The organism is Citromicrobium sp. JLT1363 (assembly GCF_000186705.1).
Lineage (GTDB): Bacteria > Pseudomonadota > Alphaproteobacteria > Sphingomonadales > Sphingomonadaceae > Alteriqipengyuania.
Map to the genome: position 1 here is coordinate 70,883 of NZ_AEUE01000001.1, position 24,976 is coordinate 95,858.

20 protein-coding genes are annotated in these 24,976 nt (G+C 63.3%); 17 read left to right on the forward strand and 3 right to left on the reverse strand.

What is annotated here, in order from left to right; all coding sequences use genetic code 11:
• Genes ADAD_RS0100400 through ADAD_RS0100420 form a run of 5 tightly spaced genes read left to right on the forward strand, consistent with a single transcriptional unit; the run spans window position 1 to window position 7,736 of the window.
• On the forward strand, window positions 1-1,554 hold the full coding sequence (locus ADAD_RS0100400; protein ID WP_010407975.1) for a type I restriction-modification system subunit M: 1,554 nt from the start codon (window positions 1-3) through the stop codon (window positions 1,552-1,554).
• Window positions 1,554-2,597: a virulence RhuM family protein gene (locus ADAD_RS0100405; RefSeq protein WP_010407977.1), complete on the forward strand. Its 1,044-nt coding sequence runs from the start codon at window positions 1,554-1,556 to the stop codon at window positions 2,595-2,597. Before ADAD_RS0100400 ends, ADAD_RS0100405 begins: the two co-directional genes overlap by 1 nt.
• Window positions 2,590-3,744, forward strand: a complete 1,155-nt coding sequence (locus ADAD_RS16240; protein ID WP_029139793.1) for a restriction endonuclease subunit S — start codon at window positions 2,590-2,592, stop codon at window positions 3,742-3,744. Before ADAD_RS0100405 ends, ADAD_RS16240 begins: the two co-directional genes overlap by 8 nt.
• Window positions 3,741-6,998 (forward strand): type I restriction endonuclease subunit R, encoded by a 3,258-nt coding sequence (locus ADAD_RS0100415; protein WP_010407981.1) that lies wholly within the window; start codon window positions 3,741-3,743, stop codon window positions 6,996-6,998. Before ADAD_RS16240 ends, ADAD_RS0100415 begins: the two co-directional genes overlap by 4 nt.
• Before the next feature lie 3 nt (window positions 6,999-7,001).
• Window positions 7,002-7,736: a M48 family metallopeptidase gene (locus ADAD_RS0100420; protein ID WP_010407983.1), complete on the forward strand. Its 735-nt coding sequence runs from the start codon at window positions 7,002-7,004 to the stop codon at window positions 7,734-7,736.
• A 228-nt stretch (window positions 7,737-7,964) separates the two neighbouring features.
• Here ADAD_RS0100420 and ADAD_RS16245 read toward each other — a convergent pair whose 3' ends face one another.
• Window positions 7,965-8,669, reverse strand: a complete 705-nt coding sequence (locus ADAD_RS16245) for a helix-turn-helix transcriptional regulator (protein ID WP_083825525.1) — start codon at window positions 8,667-8,669, stop codon at window positions 7,965-7,967.
• A gap of 103 nt (window positions 8,670-8,772) precedes the next feature.
• Between ADAD_RS16245 and ADAD_RS0100435 the strand changes: the two genes are divergently transcribed.
• Genes ADAD_RS0100435 through ADAD_RS0100450 form a run of 4 tightly spaced genes read left to right on the forward strand, consistent with a single transcriptional unit; the run spans window position 8,773 to window position 14,301 of the window.
• Window positions 8,773-10,680: a TonB-dependent receptor domain-containing protein gene (locus ADAD_RS0100435; protein WP_010407986.1), complete on the forward strand. Its 1,908-nt coding sequence runs from the start codon at window positions 8,773-8,775 to the stop codon at window positions 10,678-10,680.
• 51 nt (window positions 10,681-10,731) lie between these two features.
• Complete coding sequence (locus ADAD_RS15285; RefSeq protein WP_010407988.1) at window positions 10,732-11,685, forward strand: glycerophosphodiester phosphodiesterase family protein; 954 nt, start codon at window positions 10,732-10,734, stop codon at window positions 11,683-11,685.
• Window positions 11,682-12,248: a cytochrome b gene (locus ADAD_RS0100445; RefSeq protein WP_272941316.1), complete on the forward strand. Its 567-nt coding sequence runs from the start codon at window positions 11,682-11,684 to the stop codon at window positions 12,246-12,248. The genes ADAD_RS15285 and ADAD_RS0100445 overlap by 4 nt, the downstream gene beginning before the upstream one ends.
• A 7-nt stretch (window positions 12,249-12,255) precedes the next feature.
• Window positions 12,256-14,301, forward strand: coding sequence for a TonB-dependent receptor plug domain-containing protein (locus tag ADAD_RS0100450; protein ID WP_139020286.1), 2,046 nt, complete (start codon window positions 12,256-12,258; stop codon window positions 14,299-14,301).
• Window positions 14,302-14,394: 93 nt separating this feature from the next.
• On the opposite strand, the gene ADAD_RS0100455 is transcribed toward ADAD_RS0100450, so the two are convergent.
• The gene (locus tag ADAD_RS0100455) at window positions 14,395-14,892 is read right to left on the reverse strand and encodes a DUF2141 domain-containing protein (protein ID WP_010407994.1); all 498 of its coding nucleotides are present in this window, start codon (window positions 14,890-14,892) and stop codon (window positions 14,395-14,397) included.
• 264 nt (window positions 14,893-15,156) lie between these two features.
• Between ADAD_RS0100455 and rpe the strand changes: the two genes are divergently transcribed.
• From rpe to ADAD_RS0100500, 8 genes are all read left to right on the forward strand, one after another.
• On the forward strand, window positions 15,157-15,825 hold the full coding sequence (gene rpe, locus ADAD_RS0100460) for a ribulose-phosphate 3-epimerase (protein WP_010407995.1): 669 nt from the start codon (window positions 15,157-15,159) through the stop codon (window positions 15,823-15,825).
• Window positions 15,822-17,807: a heparinase II/III family protein gene (locus ADAD_RS0100465; RefSeq protein WP_010407997.1), complete on the forward strand. Its 1,986-nt coding sequence runs from the start codon at window positions 15,822-15,824 to the stop codon at window positions 17,805-17,807. The genes rpe and ADAD_RS0100465 overlap by 4 nt, the downstream gene beginning before the upstream one ends.
• A gap of 4 nt (window positions 17,808-17,811) precedes the next feature.
• Window positions 17,812-19,401 (forward strand): bifunctional phosphoribosylaminoimidazolecarboxamide formyltransferase/IMP cyclohydrolase, encoded by a 1,590-nt coding sequence (gene purH / locus ADAD_RS0100470; RefSeq protein ID WP_029139795.1) that lies wholly within the window; start codon window positions 17,812-17,814, stop codon window positions 19,399-19,401.
• Window positions 19,402-19,652: 251 nt separating this feature from the next.
• Window positions 19,653-20,336 carry a peptide-methionine (S)-S-oxide reductase MsrA gene (gene msrA / locus ADAD_RS0100480; RefSeq protein ID WP_010408003.1) on the forward strand — a complete coding sequence of 228 codons (684 nt, stop codon included), beginning with the start codon at window positions 19,653-19,655 and terminating at the stop codon, window positions 20,334-20,336.
• Between the two features lie 66 nt (window positions 20,337-20,402).
• Window positions 20,403-20,873, forward strand: a complete 471-nt coding sequence (locus ADAD_RS0100485; RefSeq protein ID WP_010408006.1) for a Fur family transcriptional regulator — start codon at window positions 20,403-20,405, stop codon at window positions 20,871-20,873.
• A gap of 55 nt (window positions 20,874-20,928) precedes the next feature.
• A complete protein-coding gene (gene dxs / locus ADAD_RS0100490; RefSeq protein WP_029139796.1) occupies window positions 20,929-22,851 on the forward strand; it encodes a 1-deoxy-D-xylulose-5-phosphate synthase in 1,923 nt (640 codons plus the stop codon).
• A 12-nt stretch (window positions 22,852-22,863) separates the two neighbouring features.
• Window positions 22,864-23,313, forward strand: coding sequence for a hypothetical protein (locus tag ADAD_RS0100495; RefSeq protein WP_010408010.1), 450 nt, complete (start codon window positions 22,864-22,866; stop codon window positions 23,311-23,313).
• 112 nt (window positions 23,314-23,425) lie between these two features.
• Window positions 23,426-24,223 carry a crotonase/enoyl-CoA hydratase family protein gene (locus ADAD_RS0100500; protein ID WP_010408012.1) on the forward strand — a complete coding sequence of 266 codons (798 nt, stop codon included), beginning with the start codon at window positions 23,426-23,428 and terminating at the stop codon, window positions 24,221-24,223.
• Window positions 24,224-24,262: 39 nt separating this feature from the next.
• Here ADAD_RS0100500 and ADAD_RS0100505 read toward each other — a convergent pair whose 3' ends face one another.
• Window positions 24,263-24,931: an NnrU family protein gene (locus ADAD_RS0100505; protein WP_010408014.1), complete on the reverse strand. Its 669-nt coding sequence runs from the start codon at window positions 24,929-24,931 to the stop codon at window positions 24,263-24,265.
• Window positions 24,932-24,976: the final 45 nt, after the last annotated feature.

Below are 24,976 nucleotides of genomic sequence, written 5' to 3' on the forward strand. Positions count from 1 at the left end.
GTGACTGCAATTAAGCAATCGGATGTCAACAAGGCAGCGTGGGATGCCTGCGATACGTTCCGCGGGACGATCGATCCTGCCGCATACAAGGATTATATCCTGGTCTTCCTGTTCTGGAAGTTCCTGAGCGACCTGTGGGCCGACGAACGGAAGGCGGCGGCGGCGCAGTATGACGGAGACAGCGAACGCGTGGCGCGCCGCCTTTCCCGGTTCCGGTTCCAGATCCCGGACGGGGCGAGCTTCCACGATCTCTATCCGAACCGGAACGCCGACAATATGGGCGAGCAGGTCAATGTGGCACTGGAGGCTATCGAGCAGGCCAACATCGCAAAGCTGGAAGGCGTGCTGAGCGAGACAGACTACAACAGCCGCAACAACCTTGGCGAGACGGCGGACCGTAATCGCCGCATCAAGGACCTTTTCGACAACTTCGCGCGTCCAGCGCTCGATTTTTCGCCCTCACGCTTCGGTGGCGAGGACAATGCCGAGGACGTAATCGGCGAGACCTACATCTACCTGATCTCCCGCTTCGCGTCGGACGCGGGCAAGAAGGCCGGCGAGTTCTTCACGCCGCGCAAGGTTTCGGAATTGCTGGTGCGGCTGGCCGATCCGCAGCCGGGTAACAAGATCCTCGATCCAGCGTGCGGTTCGTCCACTTTGCTGGTTCGCGCGGCGGAGTATGTTGCCGGGGTCGAGGGTAAGGATCACGCGAGCGAGGCCGATGCTCAGGTCTTCGGGCAGGAGGCGACAAACCAGACCCAAGCGCTGGCGCGGATGAACATGTTTCTCCACGGGCTCGACAATGCGCGGATTGAATGGGGCGATACGCTCACCAATCCGAAGTTCGTGAACGGCGATGCGCTGATGCGGTTCGACCGGGTAATCGCCAACCCGCCCTTTTCGCTGAAGAAATGGGGGCATGAGGTCGCGGGCGATGATCGCTTTAACCGCTATCATCGCGGCGTGCCGCCGAAGTCCCGCGGCGATTACGCGTTCATCAGCCACATGGTCGAGAGCGCCAAGCCGCGCGAAGGCCGCGTGGCGGTCATTGCCCCGCATGGAGTGCTGTTCCGCAGCGGGGCCGAAGGCAAGATCAGGCAGGCGCTGATCGAGGAGAACCTTCTCGACGGGGTGGTCGGCCTTCCCGCCCAACTCTTCCCCTCGACCGGCATCCCGGTCTGCATGGTGATCTTCGACCGCGCGCGTGAAAAGGGCGGGGCCCGCGAGGATGCCGATGATGTCTTCTTCATCGATGCCAGCCGCGAGTTTGTGCCGGGTAAGAAGCAGAACGAGCTGTCGAAGGATCACCTGAACAAGATCGTCGACACGTGGCGCGCGCGTAAGTTTGTTGATCGCTATGCCAACGTGGTCACGCGCGAGCAGATCGCCGAGAACGGCTACAATCTCAACATTCCGCGCTACGTCGATACCTTTGAGCCCGAGGAGGAGATCGATATCGCGGCGGTGCAGGCCGAGATCGAGGAGCTGGAGAAGGAACTTGCCGAGACGCGCCAGAAGATGAACGGCTACCTCAAGGAGCTGGGCGTCCTCTGATGGCGGACCGTAAATCCAATGGAGAGCTGATCCAGTATCAGACCGAGGATGGCGTGACGGTCATCCGGCTTCAGGCGCGAGACGGCGATGTCTGGCTTAGCCAGGCTGAGATCGCGGATCTTTACCAGGTGACGCCTCAGGCGGTGACCCAGCATATCAGGGCAATTTACGAGGACGAGGAATACGACGAGGAGGCAACTTGTAACGATTACTTACAAGTTCGAACCGAGGGTGGACGCGAGGTAAAGCGCTCGATTGCGCACTACAGCCTCCCCATCATCCTTGGCGTTGGTTTCCGCGTGCGCAGCCCTCGCGGCGCGCAGTTCCGTCGATGGGCGGCGGATGCTCTTTCGGAGTATCTGGTCAAGGGCTTCGTCATGGATGACGAGCGGCTGAAGGACCCTGAGGCCGATTATTTCGACGAGCTGCTCGCCCGCATCCGCGACATCCGTTCGTCGGAGAAGGTGTTCTACCGCAAGGTGCTCGATATCTACGCGCTCAGCGTTGATTACGACCCGAAGGCGGAGACCAGCCAGACCTTCTTCCAGACGGTGCAGAACAAGATGCACTGGGCGGCGCACGGCCACACCGCAGCCGAGGTGATCCACGCCCGTGCCGATGCGCAGAAGGACCACATGGGCCTCACCAGCTGGCCGGGCGAGGCGCAAGGCAATCTGCCGCGCAAGGACGATGCGAGGGTCGCGAAGAACTATCTCGAGGAAGACGAGATCCAGGCGCTCAACCGAATAGTCACGGCTTATCTTGAATTTGCCGAACTGCAGGCGGAGAACCGCAAGCCGATGTATATGAAGGACTGGATCGCGAAGCTCGACCAATTCCTCTCCCTGTCCGACCGCGAAATTCTGACGAATGCCGGTCGCATCTCGGCGAAGCTCGCCAAGAAGAAGGCCGACGCCGAATACGACAAGTGGCACACCCGCGCCATCGAAGCGCCAAGCGCTGTCGAACGGCATTTCCTCGAAGCGACGCAGGCGGTGAAGCAGATCGGTGCGCAGCGGAAGAAGGGGGGCGGCAATGGCTGATGCACCCTCGAAGCTCTCGCATTATTTCACGCACAGCAAGCGCAAGGGCCGCGCAGGCTTGCCGCTGATGTCGGTCACCATGCGCGATGGCCTTGTCCGTCGCGACGCACTAGATCGCAAAACGGATAGCGCGCTAAAGGACGAAGAGCATTTACTCATTGAGCCCGGTGATATTGCCTACAACATGATGCGGATGTGGCAGGGAGCATTAGGCCTCGCGGTTCAAGCAGCGAATGTCAGTCCAGCCTATGGTGTCATGCGGCCGAAGGATACAGTGGACCCCCGCTTCGCAAAGCACTGGTTCAAATCCGATCGTGGCCTCTACATGCTCTGGGCGTATTCTTATGGCCTTACTGAGGACCGGTTGCGCTTATATCCCGCGGAATTTCTCAAAATCCCCGTTTGCTGGCCAAGCCGTGCTCAGCAACAAAAAATTGCCGATATTCTTGATGCTTGGGATTCTGCAATTTCCGAATTGAATAGGTCAGTATCACTGTGCCGCAAACGATTAAGCGCTGCCCGCAAGAAACTTATTACAGGCGATTTGATCCGCCTGACGAAGTTGGCGACGATATCGTTCAGTGGCGTTGATAAGAAAATCGATCACGCTGAGAGAAAGATTCAACTTTGCAATTACACCCATATTTGGCGGCACGATAACCTTGCTTCTGGGCTATCTTATGACGCTGGGACAGCAGGCGAGAAGGAAGTAAAACGCTTCTCACTAAAGCAAGGCGACTTCATCTTTACGAAGGACTCGGAAACCGCCGAAGAAATTGCCGAAGTCGCCTACGTGGCAGAAACAATGCCAAACGTAGTGTGTGGCTATCATCTGGCGCTTGCGCGAACAAAACCGGGTTACAACGGAGCCTATGTTGCGCAAGCAATGCGCGTGCCCTCGATAAGGCATGAGTTCGCTAAGAGAGCCAACGGTGCGATACGATTTGGGCTCACTTTAGACACGATTTCGCAGATTCAAATTCCAGTCCCCGATGAAGCGCAGCAAGCTCGGATTGCAAATTATCTACAATCGCTCGAGGCGGAAATCGCGCTGAAGCAAAGTGAGGTGCATGCCCTTCGGCAGCAGAAGCAGGCGATAAGGCGGAAACTTCTATCTACTGAAGATCCGATCGAGATGCCAGAATGAGCTCCCCCCGCTTCTCCACCAGCGAAGAAGGCGGCGTGCAACTGCCCGCCGTCATGACCCTGGCGCGGCTGGGCTGGCGCTATGTCAGCCGGGCTGAAGGAGAAGCGCAGCGGCGTGGGCGGCTGGAGCAGGTCATCCTCGAGGACGTGCTTGCCGAGCGCATGGTGGCAATCAACCGCATCCGCCAGCGCGGAAAAACCCATCCTGTGCCGGAGGAGGCGGCGCGCGAGCTGATCGAGAAGCTGAAGGAAGCGGCCAGTGATCGCGCCATCGGCCTGATGCCCGCCAACGAGCGGGTCACGAACCTGCTCAAGCTCGGCGAAAGTGTCGACGTCGAAGTCGATGGCGAGAAGCGCGGGCGGCAGCTCAAGTTCATCGACTGGGACAATCCCGAGAACAACCTGTTCCACATGACCGCCGAGTTTCCCATCCGCCGCGAGCGGCGCGAGGATACGCGGCGGCCCGACATCGTCCTGTTCGTCAATGGTATCCCTCTGGTGGTCATCGAGGTGAAATGCTCCGCCATCGAAACCCAGCAGGGCATCAGCCAGCAATTGCGTAACCAGGCGCCGGACGAGATCCCGCGCCTATTCACCGTCTCCCAGATGCTGATCGCCGCCAACGACAGCGATCCGCGCTACGCCACCAGTGGCACGCCGTCGAAGGTCTGGTCGCTCTGGCGCGAAGAGGAAATCGCCGACAGCCAGGTCGAGCGTATCGTCAACGCCGGGCTGGACCCTGACGAAGCATCGAAGATCTGGATCGATTTCGACCGCCACCGCCGGACGCATGACGGCCTGATGGATCCGGGCGCGGGCGGGCGGCTGCCAAACCAACTTGACCGCCTGCTTATTAGCCTTTGTCGCCCCGACCGGCTGCTCGATATCGTCCGCGGCTACACGCTATTCGACAACGGCGTGAAGAAGGTCGCGCGCTATCAGCAGTATTTCGGCGTGCGCCGTTCGCTCGAACGGGTTCGTCAGCACGACGATGATGGCCACCGCAAAGGTGGCGTGATCTGGCATACGCAGGGTTCGGGCAAATCGTTGACGATGGTGATGCTGGCCGGCGCCATCGAGCGCGAGTTCGGCAAGGCGCGCTTCGTGCTGGTGACAGACCGCGTCGATCTCGATCGGCAGCTTACGCAGACTTTTCGCAATGCGGGCAAGCAACCGCAGCAGGCAACGCGGGGCAGCGACCTGATCCGCATGCTGAAGGACAAGCGGCCCGTCATCACGACGCTGATCCACAAGTTCAAGGCGGGGCTGGCTTCGGCGGGCAGCTTTACCGATCCAGATACCGACATTTTTGTGCTGGTGGACGAAAGCCATCGCAGCCAGACGGTGAAGGATATCGACAGCCTGCACCGCCAGATGCGGAAGGTGCTGCCCGGTGCGGCCTATATCGGCTTCACCGGCACCCCGCTTCTGAAGCGCGAGAAAAGCACCTTCGACCGCTTCGGCGGGCTGATCCACGATTACAAGATCGACCAGGCCGTGGCGGACAAGGCGGTGGTTCCGCTGCTCTACGAAGGCCGCCACGTCGAGATGGAGGCGCAGCAGGCGAACCTCGATAAATGGTTCGAGCGCAAGACCCGCAATCTGACGGACGGTCAGAAGGCCGACCTGAAGAAGCGCATCGCCCGGGCGCAGGTCGTTCAGGGCGTGGAGCCCTGGCTGAACGAAGTCGCCCAGGACGTGAGCGAGGATTTCGAGCGAACGATGTTGGGCACGCCCTACAAGGCGCAGCTCGTCGCCCCCTTCAAGCGTGAGGCGGTGCTGTTGCACAAGATGCTCGAGGAGATCGGCATCGTCGAAAGCGCAGTCATCATCTCGAAAAGCGACGACCGTGACGGCCACGAGGATGTCGGCGACGATGACGACGATATCGTGCAGTCCTTCATAAAGAAGGTCGAAGCGAAGCAGCCCTTGGCCAAATACGAGGAAGACACCATCCGCGCCTTCAAGAATGGCGTGGGGGCGGATGTTTTGATCGTCGTCGACAAGCTGCTCACCGGCTTCGATGCGCCGCGCAACCAGACGCTCTACATTGCCAAGAACCTGCGGGATCATAAGCTGCTGCAGGCAATCGCGCGCGTAAATCGCCTGTTCTCAAGCGAGGAGAAGGACGAGGATGGCGACGCGCTTTATGACAAGGAGCACGGCCGTATCATCGATTACGTCGGCATCCTCGAGGATCTCGACCAAGCGCTGACCGCTTACAGCGCGTTCGAGGGATACGACGAGGGCGACGTGGCGCAGGCTCTGGTGTCGATCCGTGAGGAGGTCGACACCTTACCGGACAAGCACGCGGCTCTGCTCGACCTCTTCAAGGGGGTCGGCAATCACTACGATCCGGAAGCCTATGCGCTTCACCTGCGTGACGAACTTCGCAGGAAGCGCTTCTATGATCGACTGTCCGATTTTGCCCGCACGCTCCAGACGGCCTTCGGCTCCGACCAGTTCGTGGAGAACACCGAGTCCCGGGTGATCGCGAACTACAAGCAGGACCTCAAACGCTTCGAGGCGCTGCGCCGCGCGGTGCGCCTGCGGTATGGCGACGCCGAAGAGGACTACGACTACAAGCGCTATCAGGCGTCGATCCGGGCGCTGCTCGACAAGCATATTGATGCGACGGAGCTGGTGGCGATCGTGCCGCCGGTCGACATCTTCGATGAAGCCAATTTCAAGCGCACCGTAGAGGAGCAGACTGGCACGGCGGCTAGCGTTGCCGATGCTATTACCTCTGCCACTCAGCGCTCCATCACTGAGCGGATGGACGAAGACCCGGCGATGTATCGGCGCTTCGCAAAAATGGTGCAGGACATCATCGACGGGTTTCGCGAGGGGCGCCTTAGCGAGAAAGACTATCTGAGCAAGGCACACGAAATCCGGGACCAGGTCGTCGAGGGATCGCGGGCGAAAACGGAGGAGACCCCGCCATCTCTTCGTGGAGATCCACTGGGCAGTGCCATCTACGGTCAAGCGTGTGATGCGGTTGAAGAGTTGGCAGGCGAGCAGTCTACCGAGATTTCCGAAGAGGTCGCTGTCGAATTTGCGTCGATCATTGAGCGCCACAAACGGGTCGGTTGGACGACCGATCTGAATGCCGAAAACGCAATGCGGCAGGATATGGACGACTATCTGTTCGACCACATCAAGGGCGCGCGAGGCCTTTACGGTTTGTCTGTCGAAGCGATGGACAGCCTGATGGACGCCGCCATCGCTATCGCGAAACGGCAGGCGGCTCGCTAATCAATGGAACAGCACGCAATCGAGATTGGTGGGGAACTGATACGTTTCCAGCTGCGTCGCTCGCAGCGGAAGACCATGGGAATCTCGGTTTCGCCCGATCAAGCGGTTGTGGTCAGCGCACCCGAGAAGGCGGATTTCGCCGACATCGAAAGCCGCGTTCGAAAAAAAGCTGGCTGGATCCTCGATAAGCAGGCCGAGTTCTCGACTAGGAGTGTTGAGGCAACTCCGAGGCAGTTCAAGCCAGGTGAGACATTCCTTCATCTCGGCCAGCAGTATCGGCTGCGAGTGGATCCAGACAGGGTGGGTGTGGTGCGCGAAGGGTCGCGCATAATGGTGGGTGCCATCCGACCGAACGAAGCTGATCGCATCCGCAACCGCTTGATTAGATGGTATATGAAGGAGGCTCGACAGCACTTGCCTGCCGCGCTCGAAAGATGCCTGCCGGTTTTCCGCAACGAGGTAGAGCGAAGGCCTAAACTTCTCATCAGGCCGATCAAGATGCGCTGGGGTTCCTACATCTCGGCGACCCATACGTTGATTCTCAACCGATCACTCGTGCAGGTCTCGCCACCGCTGATCGATTACGTAGTTGTTCACGAGCTCGCGCACGTTGGATATGGCGATCATGGACCGGCCTTCATCGCTCACCTTACTGAAAAAATGCCCGATTGGAGGACGCGTAAAAGGGCTCTGGAGAAGTTAGGGCCGGAGCTTTTTGACGCTCCGGTTCTTCGGTGAATCTCCAGTTAAGTTAGTCGATATTCACGTTGTATTCCCGTATTGTTCCGCGTATTGGAAAAGCAGAAACCTCGGTTTTTCGCCGTTTACGGCAATAGGCGCTGCCCTCCGAAGGCAGAGGCCACAGGTTCGAATCCTGTCGGGTGCGCCAGTTTTTCCTTATAAAACAGCAAGTTGGGCAAGGTCCCGGGCGAGCCCCAACGGCGCACGCCAAGAGGGCCCACCAGCTCAATCAGCTATCTCGTCATAGGATAGGAAAAACACCGGTCGGCCGTATTGGGCAAGATGCTGATCGTAGTCGGACTTCGTTATCCTGCGCGTCTCGCAAATCGTGATCACCTCATCGCTGTCGAGCAGATGTGGCGTGTCGAAGTTCTTCAGGAAAACGGATGCTCCGCCAGGACCCTGCAGGGAAAGGACGGTCAGCGTCATGGCCACTTCTCCGCTGAATATCCCGCTCCGTTCCCACAATTGCGTGGTCTCATCGACGATCTCACCGAACTGTCCGTAAATGGTGGCCCCGCGCAGGCGCCCCGGTTCCGTGCCCGTTTCAGAGGCAAAGCTCGGACTGAAATCCAGAAAGCGCGCGCCATTTCCGACCAGACTCACGGGATTGGGAGTGTAGCGAAGCCTCGCCTTGATCTGCTGTGCGACATCGGATGAACTCGATACCCGCATCATTTCCCGCATCGTCTTGCGCAGCCGGACCGAAGGCAGATCACTCCCGTTTTCCCACCGCGAAACGGATGCCTGCGTCACGCCCAGCTGGCTGGCAAGCTCGGACTGGGTAAGCCCCTTTCTGTTTCGCAACTCCCGAACGATGGACGTCCACCGGCGCGGCCTGGCCAAGCCCTGTGCCGAAGGGGCCGGCGAACATACGTTTCCATTCGCGGGCGACTTGGGAGCGTTATCGTTCCGTGATGAAGCAGTCATGTAGCGATCCTAGGGCCGGTTCGAAATCGAACGACGAGGCGCTCCCGCTATGACTTCTCAACGTTACATCTCCACGATACTCGCTCTTCCGCTTCCATTGTTCATGGCCTCGCCGGCCCTTGCCGAGGATCAAGTCGCTCCGCAGGACGCGAACGAGATCGTGGTTACGGCTACGCGCAGTTCCAGCAGTGCGGAGAGTATCCCTGCCCGCGTCGATGTGGTCACCCGGGAGGATATCGAACTGAAGGGCCTTGTGACGGCCGCAGACGCCCTGAAATCGGTCCCCGGCTTGAGCGTTGTCCAGAGCGGCGGTGCAGGCTCGCTCACTTCGGTCTTTTCCCGCGGCACCAATTCCAAGCACACGCTGGCCCTGTATGACGGAATCCGGCTGAACGATGCGTCCACGCCCAACGGCCAGTTCAATTTCGGCTCGGATACGCTGGGCGATCTTGAGCGAATTGAGGTCCTGCGCGGCCCCGCCTCAGCCGTCTATGGTTCCGACGCGATCGGCGGTGTCATCAACTTCATTCCCCGCATCGGCGGCGCACGCCCCATCATCGCCTATGCCGAAGTGGCTGCCGGGAACCTGGATACCTATCGCGGTCTCGCCGGAGCGCGCGGTACCATGGGGGCCTTCTCCTATGGTCTCACCGCCGAATACTTCGAGACCGGCGGTTTCAACAACGTGGCCGACCGCATCTCCGATAATCTGGGCGAACGCGATGGCAGCAACTTTGTAACGGTAACGGGCAATGGCGAGCTCGCGGTGACCAAGGGTCTCACGATTCGTGGTCTGGCGCGTTACCGCGAGGCGGAAAGCGATTTCGACGACGCCGCGCTGGACCGCATCGGTCGGGGTGGGAAGGACCGATACTTCCTCTGGCGCATCGCCCCTCGACTGACCGCCATGAACGGACAGTATCAGGGCGATCTCGAGTTCGGGCAGGCCGACAACAAGCGGAGCGAGTGGGACAGGCCGGACGTCAACAATGAGTTTGGCGGCCCGGATTCGGAAGCCACGGGCCTGCGGACCTTCGCCGCATGGCGCAACCGGATCGAACTGACACCGTCCGAAACCGTGTCGGGCTCTCTGTCTGCCGGGATCGAATGGCAGAAAGAAAAGATCACCACGGCCGGCGGCTACAACGATCCACTCGCGCGATCGGAAGCGCTGACCGGCTTTTACGGGCTGGCGCAGCTGGCACTTGCGGAGCGGGTCGAACTCAGCGGATCGCTTCGCCATGACGATCCGGAATTCTTCGACGCGGTCACCACCTGGAACGCCGGTGCGGTGCTCGACCTGCCGGAAATCGGCGGGCGCGCCTACATCTCTTACGGCACCTCGTTCAAGGCGCCGAGCTTGAGCGAACGCTTCGCCGAAAGCGCTTACAATGTGGGCAACCCAGACCTGAAGCCCGAACATGGCGAATCGTTCGAAGTCGGGCTGGATGCGGGTGTCGGCATCGGGGCGGCGGGCTGGCTGGGTCTGACGGCCACCTATTTCGACACCACGATCCAAGACCTCATCGAATATGACTACGCGCTGCTGGCGAACATCAATGTCGGGCGCGCCAAGATTGACGGTTTCGAACTGGGGCTCAACGCCCAGGCCGCAGAGATCGTCGATCTGCAGGTCAACTATACGCGCACCAACGCCTTCAACGACACAACCGGAGAGCGCTTGCTGCGCCGTCCCAAGCATGGCTGGACCGCAAGCCTGACGGTAAGCCCTGTCGAACGGCTCGCGCTATCAGCCGACTATTTCCGCCGTGGCGTGCGGGAGGACGTGATCTACGCCCCGGGCAGCGATTTCGGGGCCGGTGGCGGCTATCTCGGCAACGGAACCGTGCCGGGCTACGATCTGGTCAACTTCTCGGCCCGTTACAGGCTGACCGAAGCGTTCGAGCTGTTCGCCAATCTGCGCAACGCCTTCGACGAGAAATACGAGGAACCCGACAGCTATCGCGGCGCGCCGCGCACCTGGACGGTCGGCGCGCGCGCGCATTTCTGATCCCTCCATTCCCTCTCCTGGACTGTCCGAACCATTCGAAAGGTCTCTTCGATGAGCCGTTTGCTTCTCAACACGCTGGTGGCAGCCTCGATCCTTGCCACCGGCACCCCGCTGTCGGCGCAACAGCCGCTGCCGGAACCGCGCGTGCCTGTCTCCAACCCCTATGCAAGTGTGGCCGACCTGTTCGGCTGCCTGCGCGGCAAGGGCACGATGGCCAGCGCGCATCGCGGTGGCCCTGCCCCCGGCTATCCCGAGAACGCCATGGAAACCGTGGCCCACACGCTGGCAGCGCAGCCGGTTCTGTTTGAAAGCGACATCCGCCGCAGCCGCGATGGCGTGCTGCTGTTGATGCACGACGAAACACTCGACCGCACTACGACGGGGACCGGACCTGTCAGCGACCACGACTGGAGCAGCCTCCAGACCCTTTTCCTGGTCGACAATGATGGCAATGCCACCGACTTTCGCATTCCGCGTTTCGGCGACGCCATCGCCTGGACAAAGGGCCGCGCGCTGATGCTGGCCGAAGTCAAGGACAGCAGCGCGCTGCCGCAGGTGGTGCGCGAAATCCAGCAGGCCGAGGCCCAGCCGCATGTCATGCTGCTGGTAAACAGCCTGGAAGACGCCGCCCGTGTCCACGAACTGGATCCTGCCATCACGATGACGCTGGCGGTGGAAGAGCTCGAGGCGCTCGACGCCTATGCCGAGGCCGGTATCGATCTGACGCGCGTGATCGCGTGGAACGGCATCGGCAAGCGGGATCGCGAAACCTGGCACGCCATCCATGATCGCGGGCTGACGCTTGCCTATGGCACGCTGTGGTACATCGACACCACGATCATCAATCTCGAGCTGGAGGGGATATACGCCGAGCTTGCCGAGGACGGTGTGGACCTGATGGCCACCGACCGCCCGATCGAAGCGACCGAGGAAATCGCCAGCGTTCGTCCCATCGTGCCTGCCCTGCGGCAATGCAACGCCGTGCCCTCCGGCGCGGCACGATGACGATTGCCGTCCCCACGCGATGGCCAGTGCTTGTGGCCATGCTTCACTGGAGCACGGCGGCGCTGGCGCTCGCAACCGCAGGCTATGCCATCTATCTCCTGTCTCCACCGGACTGGAGCCAGCCCTATATTGATCGCTACATGGCGGGCATCGGCCTCCACAAGGCGGGCGGGCTGATCGTGCTCACGCTGGCGCTTTGCTGGGTCGCATGCCGCATGGTGACGCCCCGCCCTCCACTGGCGGTGCACGGGGGCATGCGCCGCTTCGTGCTGGGCGTTCACGCCGTGCTGATGGCGCTGGTCATTTTATTGCCCTTGAGCGGCTATGCGATGGACGGCTTTGCCGGCCATGGCCTGGCATTGCCTGGAAACCTGGCTGTACCGCCGCTTCTGCCGCGCAGCGACGCCGCCGCGACTTTCCTTTCCTATCCCCACAAATGGGCCGGCTACGCGCTGCTCGGCCTTGTCGCGCTGCATATCGCCGGAGCGCTGCGCCATGTCGTGGACACCGAAAAAGGCGACGTGCTGCTGGCCATGATGCCCTGGGCATCCGCGCGAAGGTGACCGTTCCTTGAATACTGCAAAACGCCACCATTTCCGTTGCCGGTCGCTTGCCTGCATCTTCCTGTTCTGCCTGTCGTCCTCCCCCGCATCGGGACAGAGCACCATGCAGGGAGATACGAACGACCTGGTGTTCGAGCCCGCCTATTTCCGCGACGCCAACCCAGCCACGGCGCTCGACATGGTCCAGCGTGTGCCCGGCTTCACGATTGATGGCGGGGATGCTGTGCGCGGCTATGCGGGCGGCGCTGGCAATGTGCTGATCGATGGCGCCCGCCCGTCGACCAAGAACATTACCCTGACCGCGGTTCTGCAGGCCATCCCGGCCAGTCAGGTGGAACGGATCGAACTGATCCGGGGCGAACGCCCCGGCATAGACCGGCAGGGCGCGCAATTGCTGGTCAATGTCGTGCGCAAACAGGAACAGAGCGCCACCCGCAGCTACACCCTGTCAGGCTATGCCTATCCGGACGGGATAGTACGTCCTTCGCTGCGCTTCGAAACCTCGCGTCGTACCGGCTCGGGCGGCTGGGAAGGCTCCCTGCTGCTGTCGACCAACCAGGACGAGAGTGGAACAGGCACCCGTCTCAGGCGCGATGCGCAGGGCCAGGAAATCGAACGCGCCGATATCGCCATCGATTCCCCGATCAAGGGCGGCGAAGCGCGGCTGGCGGGGGATTTCCCCTTCGCCGGCGGCACGCTGCGAGGCAATGGATCGCTCACCTATCAGGACTATCGCACGCACGAACGCCTTTCCTTCGCAACAGGCCCGTTTGGCGGGACTGAGGCGCGCATCGATGACCGCATCGAGACCGTGAGTGGCGAACTGGGCGCAGAATGGACGCGACAGTTCGGCAAGGCCCTGACCAGCAAGGTCTTGCTGCTGGGCACGCGCAAGGACACCGCGATCCGATCCGCCAGCGACGAAGGCGGTGTAACCAGCGATTTCGCGAGCGATAGCCTGGCAGATGAGCGGATCCTGCGCATTGCGTTCGACCGTCCATCGGACGATGGGCTGGGCTGGGAGGCAGGTGGCGAAATTGCCTACAACAGCCTGGGCAGCCGCGCGGGGCTGACACTGGACGGTCTGCCCTTTGCCCTTCCCAATTCCAACGTCATCGTCACCGAATGGCGCGGCGATCTGTTCGGCCGGATCAAATGGCAACTCACCCCTGCATTTCAGGCAGAAGGCACGATCCGGGCAGAGCAATCCGCGCTGCGACAGCGGGACCGAAGCAATGGCGAAAGCTATGGCCGCGACTTTACCTATGTGAAGCCGAAGCTGGCGCTGCAATGGGATATTGGTGCGCGCGACCAGCTGCGCCTGCGCGCGGAACGAGAGGTAAGCCAGCTCGACTTCAGCGATTTCGCCAGCACGGCCTCGCTCATCGAAGGCACAATCGATGCAGGCAATGCCGATCTGAAACCAGAGACAGCCTGGATTCTTGAGGCAGCGTGGGAACGGCGCTTCATCCGCGACGGCGCCGTCACCATGACGCTACGCCATGACCGGATCGACAACGTGCTGGACCGCGTAGCCATCGGCACGCTCGATGCTCCGGGCAACATCGGCAGAGGGACCGTCAACGCAGCCGCGCTGGGGCTGAGCTGGCCGCTGGATTCGCTCGGCCTGCAGGGAGGTCGGGTGAATTTCGACGGCGAATGGCGTCACAGCACCGTTCGCGACCCTATCACCGGGAACAAGCGCAGTATCACGGCCAAGGCGCCCTTCGCTGGCGAATTCCACGCGACGCTCGATCGGCCGGAGCTCAAATCGACCTTCACTCTCGACGTCTATTTTGGTCAGGAACTGACCTATAGCCGCATCGATGAGGTGCGCCGGACAAACGCCCAACCCTATGTCAGCCTTAAATGGACGTACCGGCCAAACACACGTCTGACGCTCGAGGCCAGCGCGGAGAACATCCTGTCACGCAGGCGCGACCGTGATCGCAGCCTGTACGACGGCCCCCGCGACAGCGGCGATCTGCTGTTCGAGGAAAGCCGGTCCTTCCGCTCCAGACCGGGCCTGTTCCTGTCCCTGCGCTATCAATAGGCGGCAGCGGCGCCGTCCCCGTCTGCCTCTAGCCGACGGGGTTCTGCCACCGGCCAAGGCAGCCGAGCGATCGGTTCGCGGCCCGCGGATCGATCAGAGGTAACGCATCCGCATCGTCACGTTGGTGACGCCCGAGCCGACGGTGAAGGTCGCCTTCTTCACGCTCGGCTTGCCGAGATTGAAGATGTTGATCGGCGGATCGTTCGACATGGCGGCGCCGTCGATCGTGATATCGTCCTCGTCGTTTCCGTTCTTGTCGTGCCTTGCGCCAAGCGCGTATTCACCCGGCGCGTCGACAGGGATGCAGAACGTCATCGTGCCCGCCTTGGCCGGAATGTCGATCCGCTTGAGCCAGCGGCCCTTCTTCAGCCAGTCGGACTTTTTCGCGTAATAGCTGTGCAGACGAACCTTGCCGGTGCTCGACTTGATGTCCGTGATGGTGACGCGGATGGCCGGCCCCTTGCCGGGGGCGCAGTTCGCAAGGTTGTTCGATATTCTCTGTTCGTACTGCGCCTGGCTGGCGACGGGCATGGCGACCATTCCGCTCGCCAGAAGCCCCAGTGCAAGCCGCCGTGCAGCCTTCTTGCTCATAATCATGTTCGGATGCCCGTTATTGCTGATCGGTCGAAAAATCGGGGCGGGCCTGTGTACGGCGGCGCCCTGTTGGACATGGAATATGGGATCTTACGCTGAATTCCTCCTGAATTTGGTGCGACTCGCCGGAAAACCGGCATCGCGGTGCTTGCCTTCCGGGGAAAACACGCGCGCGGCTGTCTCAATCCGATTCGCAAAGCGCTAAGGGAGCCAATCCGGCCCCGGCCGATTACGTCCTCCGCTTGCGAAGTGCTGTTGCGAATGACCACGCCGCTGATTGCTCCTTCGATCCTTTCCGCCGACTTCGCACGGCTGGGGGAAGAGGTGCGCGGCGTCGATGCGGCAGGCGCGGACTGGATTCATGTGGACGTGATGGACGGGCATTTCGTGCCCAACCTCACCATTGGCCCGGCGGTGGTCAAGGCGCTGCGCCCGCACAGCGACAAGCCGTTCGACGTGCATCTGATGGTCAGCCCGGTCGATCAGTGGCTGGAAGCCTTTGCCGATGCCGGTGCGGACCACATCACGATCCACCCCGAAGCGGGGCCGCACACGCACCGCACGCTGCAGACGATCCGTTCGCTGGGCAAGAAGGCGGGGGTCGTGCTGAACCCCGGAACGCCCGAAAGCGTGCTCGAATACCTGATCGACATGGTCGATCTGGTGCTGGTGATGAGCGTCAATCCCGGTTTCGGCGGGCAGAGCTTCATCGACAGCCAGCTGCGCAAGATCGAGGCGATCCGCAAAATGATCGACGCGACCGGGCGCGACATCTTTCTGGAAGTGGATGGCGGGGTGGATGCGCAGACCGCGCCCCGCTGCATTGCCGCGGGGGCGGACGTGCTGGTGGCGGGCTCGGCCACGTTCAGGGGCGGGCCGGAACGCTACGCCGCCAATATCGCGAGCCTCAAGGGGAAAGCCGGGAAATGACGGATTCGATTGGGCCAGATCCGGTCGCAGGTGGGACGGTTGGCGACGATGCGGACGATGCGCCCGATCGCACTGTTCTCGACAGGGAAGAGCGTGCAGCGCGCCAGCTTATCATGACGCTGGGCAGCAAGCCGGAACCGACCGCGCTGAGCAAGGAGGAAGCTGCGCGCGAAGGGGCCGCGCACGAAGGGGACGCGCGTGAACAAGCCGCTCCGCTGCCGACGCCGCGCGTTGAAAAGACTGCGCCCGAAGTCGAGGTGCTGGCACCCTCGCGCGCGCTGGTGCCGCAGGAAATCGGCGCGCCCCGGGTGAGCCCGGTGGAGCGGCTGGTGCGCATGGCCTATACTGCGGGCGTTCGCGGACGGCTGATCACCTCGCCGCTGGGCAAGCCGGCCAAGCGCCGCGTGCTCGCCACCGTCACCCCGCCGCTGGCCGGAGAGCGGGCTGCCGGGATGGCGCTGCGGGCCGGGCACTTCCTGGTCCAGGGGATCAAGCTGCCGATCTCTCAGCTCGACTTCGCGCCGGGGTCCGCACGCCCTGCGCCGCCGATCGAGCGCCATGTGCATTCCTATGCCTGGCTGCGCGATCTCGCGGGCTCTGGCGCAAGGCCGCAGGTGGAAGCGACCGCGCTGCGCATCCACCGCCTTTGGCTCGACGCGCATCCGCTGCCCGGCAAGGGCCCGGCGTGGGAGGTGGAGGCCAGCGCGAAACGCATGCTTGCCTGGCTGGTCCATGCGCCGCTGATCCTGTCCAACAAGGCGGTGCGCGGGCGCACGCTGGCCGCACTGGACAAGGCGGCGCGCTGGCTCGACGGGGCGGTATCCAAGGCGCCGGACAAGCAGGCCGAGGTGTTCGGCTGGGGTGCGCTGGTCGCGGCCGGGCTGCTTTTGCCCGAAGGCAAGCCGCGCCGCCTGTTCGCCGAAGCCGGTCTGTCGCGCGCGCTCGGCGATTTCGTGGGCGAGGATGGGGGCATCCAGTCGCGCAGCCCGCTGGGGCAGATGGAGCTGCTCGAACTGCTGACCGAACTGGTAGCCTGCTACCGCGCGACCAATACCGAACCGCCCAAGTTCATCGGTGCGGTGTCCGAACTGATCGTGCCGCCGCTGCTCGCGGTGATGCATGGCGAGGGCGGGATGGGCAACTGGCAGGGCGCAGGGGCCGTGACGGCGGATCGGGTCGCCACGCTCATCAAGGCCAGCGGCGTGCGCACACGCCCGCTCAAGGAACCGCGCGGCTGGGGCTATCACCGGGCGAGCGCGGGCAAGACCGTGCTGCAATTCGACGCCGCACCGCCGCCGCTGGCGCGCTACGCACGATCCGGCTGCGCCTCCACGCTGGCCTTCGAGCTGTCCGCCCACGGCCAGCGGATCATCGTCAATTGCGGCGGGGCTGCCTGGGCAGGCGGACAGGTTCCGGCGCGGATCGAACAGGGCCTGCGCGCCACTGCGGCGCACTCCACGCTGGTGCTCGAAGACGTCAACTCCACCGCAATCCTCATCAAGGGCAAGCTGGGCGCCGGGGTGGGCGAGGTCGAGGTCGACCGGCGCACCGTTGGCGGCAAGCGCGGCGGGGCGACCCGTCTGGAAGCGAGCCATGATGGCTATGCCGGCCGTTTCGGCCTCAACCACCGCCGCGTGCTGGTGCTGCGCGAGGATGGCACGGAACTGGCGGGCGAGGATGTGCTGCTGCCCGCGAGCAAGCGCGGCAAGCGCGGCAAGGTAGGCTACGCGATCCGCTTCCACCTCGGCCCGGGCATCGCCGCGCGCCTTTCCGAAGACCGCAAGGGCGCAGGTTTGGCTCTGCCCGACGGAACGCACTGGCAATTCCGGGTCGCGGGCGAATATACGGGCACGCTTTCGGTAGAGGACAGCCTCTTCGTCGATGGCGAGGGGCGGCCGCAGCCGATCCAGCAGCTCGTTTTGCAGGGCATGGCACCGCGCAGTGGCGGCAGCTTTGCCTGGCTGTTCAAGAAGATGGGATAGAATTTTGACCGACATGCCGATCCGCAGGGCCCTCCTTTCCGTATCGGACAAGGAGGGATTGGCGCAGCTTGGCCGCGCGCTGGCCGACCGTGGCGTCGAGCTGGTCTCCACCGGTGGCACCGCAAAGGCGCTGCGCGAGGCGGGGCTCGAGGTGCGCGACGTATCCGACCTCACCGGCTTTCCGGAGATGATGGACGGGCGCGTGAAGACGCTGCATCCCAAGGTGCACGGCGGGCTGCTCGCGCTGCGCGACAAGGACGATCATGTCGCCTCGATGGAGGAGCATGCCATCGGCGCGATCGATCTGGTGGTGGTCAATCTCTATCCGTTCGAAGCGACCGTGGCGAAGGGTGCCGAGCGCGCCGAGATCATCGAGAATATCGATATCGGCGGGCCCAGCATGGTTCGTTCGGCAGCGAAGAACCACCAGTTCGTCACCATCCTCACCGATCCGGCGGATTACGGCGCGCTCATCGAGGAGTTGAAGCAGGCCGAGGGAGCGACCAGCCTCGACTTCCGCCGCAAGATGGCGGCCAAGGCCTTTGCCGCCACCGCCGCCTATGACGGCGCGATCAGCCAGTGGTTCGCCTTTGCCGATCAGCAGCAGCAGTTTCCCGACTATCTCTCGGTCGGTGGCAAGGCCCCCACCGTGCTGCGCTATGGCGAGAACCCGCACCAGCAGGCGGCGCTTTACACGCCCGCCGGCCCGCACGCGCGCGGGATCGCGCAGGCCGAGCAGCTGCAGGGCAAGGAACTGAGCTACAACAATTACAACGATGCCGACGCCGCGCTGGAGCTGTGCGCCGAATTCGCGGGCGAGGAGCCGGCGGTGGTCATCGTCAAGCACGCCAACCCCTGCGGCGTGGCGCAATCGGGCACGCTGATCGAAGCCTGGAACGCGGCGCTGGCGTGCGACAGCGTGTCTGCCTTCGGCGGGATCGTGGCGGTCAATCGCGAACTCGACGGCGAGACCGCGCGCGCGATCTGCGAGATCTTCACCGAGGTCGTGATCGCGCCCAGCGTTTCGGACGAGGCGCGCGAGGCGTTTGCGAAGAAGAAGAACCTGCGCTTGCTGACCGTGGGCGACCTGCCCGATCCGCGCCGGGCTGGCCTTTCGGTCAAGCCGATCACCGGTGGACTGCTGGTCCAGAGCCGCGACAGCGCGACGATCGCGCGCAGCGATCTGAAGGTGGTCACGAAGCGCGAACCGAGCGAGCAGGAACTGCGCGATTGCCTGTTCGCGTGGACCGTCGCCCGGCACGTGAAATCCAACGCGATCGTCTATGCGAGGGAGGGCGCGACCGCCGGGATCGGCGCGGGCCAGATGAACCGCCGCGACTCCAGCCGCATCGCCGCGATCAAGGCGGCCGAAGCGGCGGAGAAATACGGTTGGGCGGAGCCCCGCACGGTCGGCAGCGCGGTCGCTTCCGACGCGTTCTTCCCCTTCGCCGACGGCCTGCTGGCAGCGGCGGAAGCGGGCGCGACGGCCGTCATCCAGCCGGGCGGATCGATGCGCGATTCCGAAGTCATCGACGCCGCGAACGAGGCGGGGCTGGCGATGGTCTTCACCGGAATGCGCCACTTCCGGCACTGATTCGGCCACCTGTGACGTAGCCGACCCCGGCGCATGCACGGATCGGCGGGTGTGTACGAGAAATTCACTGCCGAGAAAGCGGGCGCACTCCATATCGGGTGCACAGCAACGCATTTCGCCAGAGAATCACCCATGAAGATATTCCAGTCAGACCTCTTTCGCAGCTTCGGCATCGGTTTCGGCGCGGTTGCCTTCGCGCTCGTCATGACCCGCTTCGACGGGGCGGAGGCTCTGATCGCGGTGGTTCAATAGTGACGCGCGTATCCGCCGGAATTCTGTCTCTGCTTGCAGCGGGCTCGCTCGCGCTGACAGGCTGCGGCCCGGCGCTGGCAGCGGAAAACCACGTGCGAGCGCCCATCGCGAAGGTGAAGGCGAAGGAGAGCGGGTTGAAGACCGCCATCTTCGCGGGCGGCTGTTTCTGGGGCGTGGAAGCGGTCTTCAGCCATGTGAAGGGCGTGAAGAGCGCGGTCTCCGGCTATCATGGCGGCACGCAGCGGCAGGCCGATTACAAGCTCGTCTCCAGCGGCATCACCGATCATGTGGAGGCGGTGAGGATTACCTACGATCCCTCGCAAATCCGCTACGACCAGCTGCTGCGCATCTTCTTCTCGGTGGTCGCCGACCCGACCCTGCGCAATCGCCAAGGTCCCGATCGCGGTGCGCATTACAATGCCGAACTGATCCCCACGTCCGCCCAGCAGCTGAAAGTTGCCAGGGCCTACCTCGCGCAGATGAAGCGCAGCGGGGTGTGGGACAAGCCGATCGTGACCGATATCGTGCGTGCACAGGCCTTCTACCCGGCGGAGGAGTACCACCAGAACTTCGCGCTCAAGAACCCGCGCCACGGCTATATCCGGCGCTGGGATGCGCCCAAGGTTGCTGCGCTGAAGGAATTCTACCCCGGCGTCTTTCGGGCAAGCTTCCTGAAGGACTGAGCGGCGCGCCAGCCCCCGGCGACAGCCAATCTGGAAACTGCGGCGCGCACGCGCTATCTCTGCCGCATGGCAACCGCACACAAGCACACCCACCGCGAGCACGAGGGCGAGGCGCTGATCGATGCAGCGCGCCGTTCGCTGGAAACGCAAGGCGAGCGCTGGACCGGCATGCGGTCCGAAGTGTTCGAGGAACTGGCGCGCCATTCGCGCCCCGTTTCCGCCTACGATATTGCCGAAAACCTCAGCAACCGCCGCGGTAGCCGGGTGGCGCCCAACAGCGTCTATCGCATCCTCGACATCTTCGTGCGCAAGAACCTCGCCAACCGGATCGAGAGTGCGAACGCCTTTCTCGTCAATTCGCACCCGGGCTGCCGCCACGACTGCATCTTCCTGATCTGCGACGATTGCGGCGCGGCCGACCATGTCGATGACGACGCGCTGACCGGCGCCCTGCGCGAAGCCGGGCAGGCTGCGGGCTATGCCGAGGTTCGCCCCGTGGTCGAGCTGCGCGGCCTGTGCGCCGCGTGCAGCAAGTAGCGGCGGCGACGCGCTTTATCGACAGGTGCGATTGGAGGCTGTAGGAACCTCCATCATGGATAATCGCCCTGAAACGCCGTTGCTCGATACGGTCAACCTCCCCGCCGATCTGCGCAAGATCGACCGTGACAAGCTCCGCCAGCTGGCCGACGAATTGCGCACCGAAATGATCGATGCGGTCGGCACCACCGGCGGGCACCTGGGATCGGGGCTGGGCGTGGTCGAGCTGACCGTGGCGATCCATTACATCTTCAACACGCCCGAGGACCGGCTGATCTGGGATGTCGGCCACCAGTGCTACCCGCACAAGATCCTGACCGGGCGGCGCGACCGGATCCGTACGCTGCGTCAGGGCGGTGGCCTCAGCGGCTTCACCAAGCGCTCGGAGAGCGAGTACGATCCCTTCGGCGCGGCGCATTCCTCCACTTCGATCTCCGCCGGGATCGGCTTTGCCATGGCCAACAGGCTGCAGGACAAGCCGGGCCGGGCCATCGCGGTGATCGGCGATGGCGCGATGAGCGCGGGCATGGCCTACGAGGCGATGAACAATGCCGAACAGGCGGGTAACCGGCTGGTCGTGATCCTCAACGACAACGACATGTCGATCGCCCCGCCGGTGGGCGGGCTTTCCGCCTATCTCGCACGCGTCGTCTCCAGCGGCGAATATCTCGGCCTGCGCAGCCTCGCCTCCAAGGTCGCCAAGAAAATGCATCGCCGCATCCATTCCTCGCTCGGCAAGGCGGAGGAATTCACGCGCGGTATGGTGACCGGCGGGACCCTGTTCGAGGAACTGGGCTTCTACTACGTCGGCCCGATCGACGGCCACAATCTCGACCACCTGATCCCGGTGCTGGAGAATGTGCGCGATTCCGATCAGGGCCCGGTGCTGATCCATGTCGTGACCGAGAAGGGCAAGGGCTACAAGTTCGCGGAAGAGAGCGCGGACAAGTACCACGGCGTCTCCAAGTTCGACGTCATCACCGGCGAGCAGAAGAAGTCCAAGGGCGGGCCGCCCAACTACCAGAACGTGTTCGGCGAGACGCTTGCCAAGCTGGCCGAGACCGACACCCGCATCTGCGCGATCACCGCCGCGATGCCGGGCGGCACGGGGGTCGACAAGTTCGCCAAGGCGCACCCGGAGCGCAGCTTCGATGTCGGCATTGCCGAACAGCACGGGGTGACCTTCGCCGCCGGCCTCGCCGCGCAGGGCATGCGGCCCTTCGCCGCGATCTACTCCACCTTCCTCCAGCGCGCCTACGACCAGGTGGTCCACGACGTCGCGATCCAGAACCTGCCCGTCCGCTTCGCGATCGACCGCGCGGGGCTGGTCGGCGCGGACGGCGCGACCCATGCGGGTTCGTTCGACATTACCTATCTGGCGACGCTCCCCAATTTCGTGGTGATGGCGGCGAGCGACGAGGCGGAACTGGCGCACATGACCTACACCGCCGCCGAATATGACGAGGGCCCCATCGCCTTCCGCTATCCGCGCGGCGCGGGCACGGGCGTGGAGATTCCGGAGAAGCTGCAGAAGCTCGAAATCGGCAAGGGCCGGATCGTGAAAGAGGGCAGCAAGGTCGCGATCCTCTCGCTCGGCACGCGGCTGGGCGAGGCATTGGAAGCGGCGGAGCAGCTCGAAGCGCGCGGGCTGTCGACCACCGTGGCGGACATGCGCTTCGCCAAACCGCTCGACACCGCACTGATCGAGAAGGCCATGCGCGAGCATGAGGTCGTGCTGACGATCGAGGAAGGCGCCATCGGCGGCATCGGTGCGCATGTGCTGACCTATGCGAGCGACAGCGGCCTGCTCGACGAAGGGCTAAAGGTGCGCACGATGCGTCTGCCCGATATCTTCCAGGACCAGGACGACCCGAAGAAGCAGTACGACGAGGCGGGGCTGAATGCGCCGCATATCCTCGACACGGTACTAGCCGCGCTGCGGCACAATTCGGCGGGGGTCGAAGAGGCGCGGGCTTAGGGATTTAGCCCTGTGGGCGAGTTGCTCGGCATTCCCGAATGGCTGTTCGCTTCCCTCTTTGTCCTGAGCGGACTTGGTATCTGGTTCGGGATCGCATGGCGCAATACGGGTAAGCAGGTCCGCAAGACTTCGGCACGGCGCATCAATCCGACTGAGGCCGAGTTCATGCAGATGATGCGAGTCGACGTGTCGGAGGCGGCGTCGGCTTTCCTATGGAAGACTGCGCTGCCTTACCTCGAACTTTATCGGCCACCATTGGCCCCGCATCCCGAGGATGATCTCGTGCAGGACCTCCCGATAAACGATGACGATTTCGGAATGGACTGGCCGCGCGAATGGGCCGAACTCAAGGAGTTCCACGAGAGCAACATGCCGGACTGGCCCGAAGGATGGCCGGTCACGATCCGGAATTACGGTCGTTGGCTCGACATGGCCCCCACCACTTCGTCACCCCGGACTTGATCCGGGGTCCAGCTTCTTCTGCGATACCGTCAAAGAAGGCCTGCCCCCGGCTCGGGGGCCGGGCTGACGAACGGATGTGGGGCTGGCATTGGGACGACCGAAAGGAACCCGCATGTCCCTCCTCACCCTCACCACCGCCAACCATATCGCCACCCTCACCCTAAACCGGCCCGAGAGCATGAACGCGCTCGGGCAGGCGGGCGATGGCGATGCCTTCGTCGAGGCGTGCGACGCGATCAATGCGGACGCAAATATCCGCTGCGCGATCCTGACCGGGGCGGGGCGCGCGTTCAGTGCGGGCGGGGACATCAAGGCGATGCAGCAGCGGACCGGCAACTTTGCCGGATCGCCCGCAGATATCGCCGATGGCTACCGCACCAACATCCACCGCATGCTGCGCGCGCTCTATAACCTGCGCGTGCCGCTGATCGCCGCGATCAACGGGCCCGCCATCGGGCTCGGCGGCGATCTCGCCTGCCTTGCCGACATGCGCATTGCGAGCACCTCGGCCAAGTTCGGCGTCACCTTCCTCAAGCTCGGCCTCGTGCCTGGCGATGGCGGAACCTGGCTGCTGCCGAGGGTTATCGGAGAGGCGCGCGCGGCTCAGCTGTTCTTCACTGGCGAGGTGATCGACGCGCAGACCATGCTCGAATGGGGCTTCGTCTCCCGCGTGGTGGAGCCCGATGCGCTGATGGACGAGACGCAGGCGCTGGCGGAAAAGGTCGCGGCCATGCCGCCCGCCGCATTGCGCCAGACCAAGATGATGCTGCGGCAGGGGCGCGGGCTATCCTATGACGGTGCGCTGGAGCTTGCTGCCAGCACGCAGGGGCTGATGCACCACACGGCGGACCATGAAGAAGGCGTCGCCGCGCTCATCGAAAAGCGCGCGCCCGATTTCAAAGGCGCGTAGCGGGCTTCTTCGCGCCGCCGCAGTGCCGCGCGCGCGCGGCTAGAGCCAGCGCCAGACGCCCGCTTCCACGCCCTTGTGCAGCCAGCTCGCGCCGAGCCACACTGCCATCCCGCCGATCCATGGCAGCAAACCGACTGCAAGAATGCGCTGCAGCTTCGGCCAGTAGCTCGTCTTCGCCTCCCACTGCTGCCACGCATCGCCCATCAGCACCTCCTTCTTGCGGTCCTGCAGATGCGCGCCGATCAGCGCGAGCGCGGCGATGGCCAGCGCCACCACGATGGTCCGCGCGGTGGGGGCTGCGATGAGGTGCGCGAGCGCCCACAGGGCAAAGCCCCACATCATGGGATGACGCGTCACCCTGAACACGCCGCCGGGTTCGCCCAGCGCGGCTTTCTCCGCGCCCGGCGCGGGTAACGCCGGGTTGCCGACCAGCGATCCGGTGAACAGCACCATGGCGACCAATGTGACAATGCTCGCCACGATCCACACGGCGTCGGAGTACCCGCCCCACAGCGGAGCGCCCGCAGGCGTGGCAACGAAGGCGAAGTACATCCACGCCATCGTCGCTGCGCTGACCAGCGAATAGGCGATCATGAAGCCGCCAGACCCAAGCACGCGGACCATGCCTGCGCGCAAGGGATGGGACATGGCGAAATGCGTGCCGACAAAGGCAATACTGGCGGCGATCAGCGAAGTCAGCGGGTCCATCGGTCTCTCCCTCACCGGCCCGCCTGGCGGCGGGCGAGGCCGAGA

What these genes read in the sequence shown, in the direction of transcription:
- ADAD_RS0100405 (WP_010407977.1), top strand. Translation starts at nt 1,554, where the DNA reads ATGGCGGACCGTAAATCCAATGGAGAGCTGATCCAGTATCAGACCGAG.
- ADAD_RS16240 (WP_029139793.1), top strand. Translation starts at nt 2,590, where the DNA reads ATGGCTGATGCACCCTCGAAGCTCTCGCATTATTTCACGCACAGCAAG.
- ADAD_RS0100415 (WP_010407981.1), top strand. Translation starts at nt 3,741, where the DNA reads ATGAGCTCCCCCCGCTTCTCCACCAGCGAAGAAGGCGGCGTGCAACTG.
- ADAD_RS0100420 (WP_010407983.1), top strand. Translation starts at nt 7,002, where the DNA reads ATGGAACAGCACGCAATCGAGATTGGTGGGGAACTGATACGTTTCCAG.
- ADAD_RS16245 (WP_083825525.1), bottom strand. Translation starts at nt 8,669, where the DNA reads ATGACTGCTTCATCACGGAACGATAACGCTCCCAAGTCGCCCGCGAAT.
- ADAD_RS0100435 (WP_010407986.1), top strand. Translation starts at nt 8,773, where the DNA reads ATGGCCTCGCCGGCCCTTGCCGAGGATCAAGTCGCTCCGCAGGACGCG.
- ADAD_RS15285 (WP_010407988.1), top strand. Translation starts at nt 10,732, where the DNA reads ATGAGCCGTTTGCTTCTCAACACGCTGGTGGCAGCCTCGATCCTTGCC.
- ADAD_RS0100445 (WP_272941316.1), top strand. Translation starts at nt 11,682, where the DNA reads ATGACGATTGCCGTCCCCACGCGATGGCCAGTGCTTGTGGCCATGCTT.
- ADAD_RS0100455 (WP_010407994.1), bottom strand. Translation starts at nt 14,892, where the DNA reads ATGAGCAAGAAGGCTGCACGGCGGCTTGCACTGGGGCTTCTGGCGAGC.
- rpe (WP_010407995.1), top strand. Translation starts at nt 15,157, where the DNA reads ATGACCACGCCGCTGATTGCTCCTTCGATCCTTTCCGCCGACTTCGCA.
- ADAD_RS0100465 (WP_010407997.1), top strand. Translation starts at nt 15,822, where the DNA reads ATGACGGATTCGATTGGGCCAGATCCGGTCGCAGGTGGGACGGTTGGC.
- ADAD_RS0100485 (WP_010408006.1), top strand. Translation starts at nt 20,403, where the DNA reads ATGGCAACCGCACACAAGCACACCCACCGCGAGCACGAGGGCGAGGCG.
- dxs (WP_029139796.1), top strand. Translation starts at nt 20,929, where the DNA reads ATGGATAATCGCCCTGAAACGCCGTTGCTCGATACGGTCAACCTCCCC.
- ADAD_RS0100500 (WP_010408012.1), top strand. Translation starts at nt 23,426, where the DNA reads ATGTCCCTCCTCACCCTCACCACCGCCAACCATATCGCCACCCTCACC.
- ADAD_RS0100505 (WP_010408014.1), bottom strand. Translation starts at nt 24,931, where the DNA reads ATGGACCCGCTGACTTCGCTGATCGCCGCCAGTATTGCCTTTGTCGGC.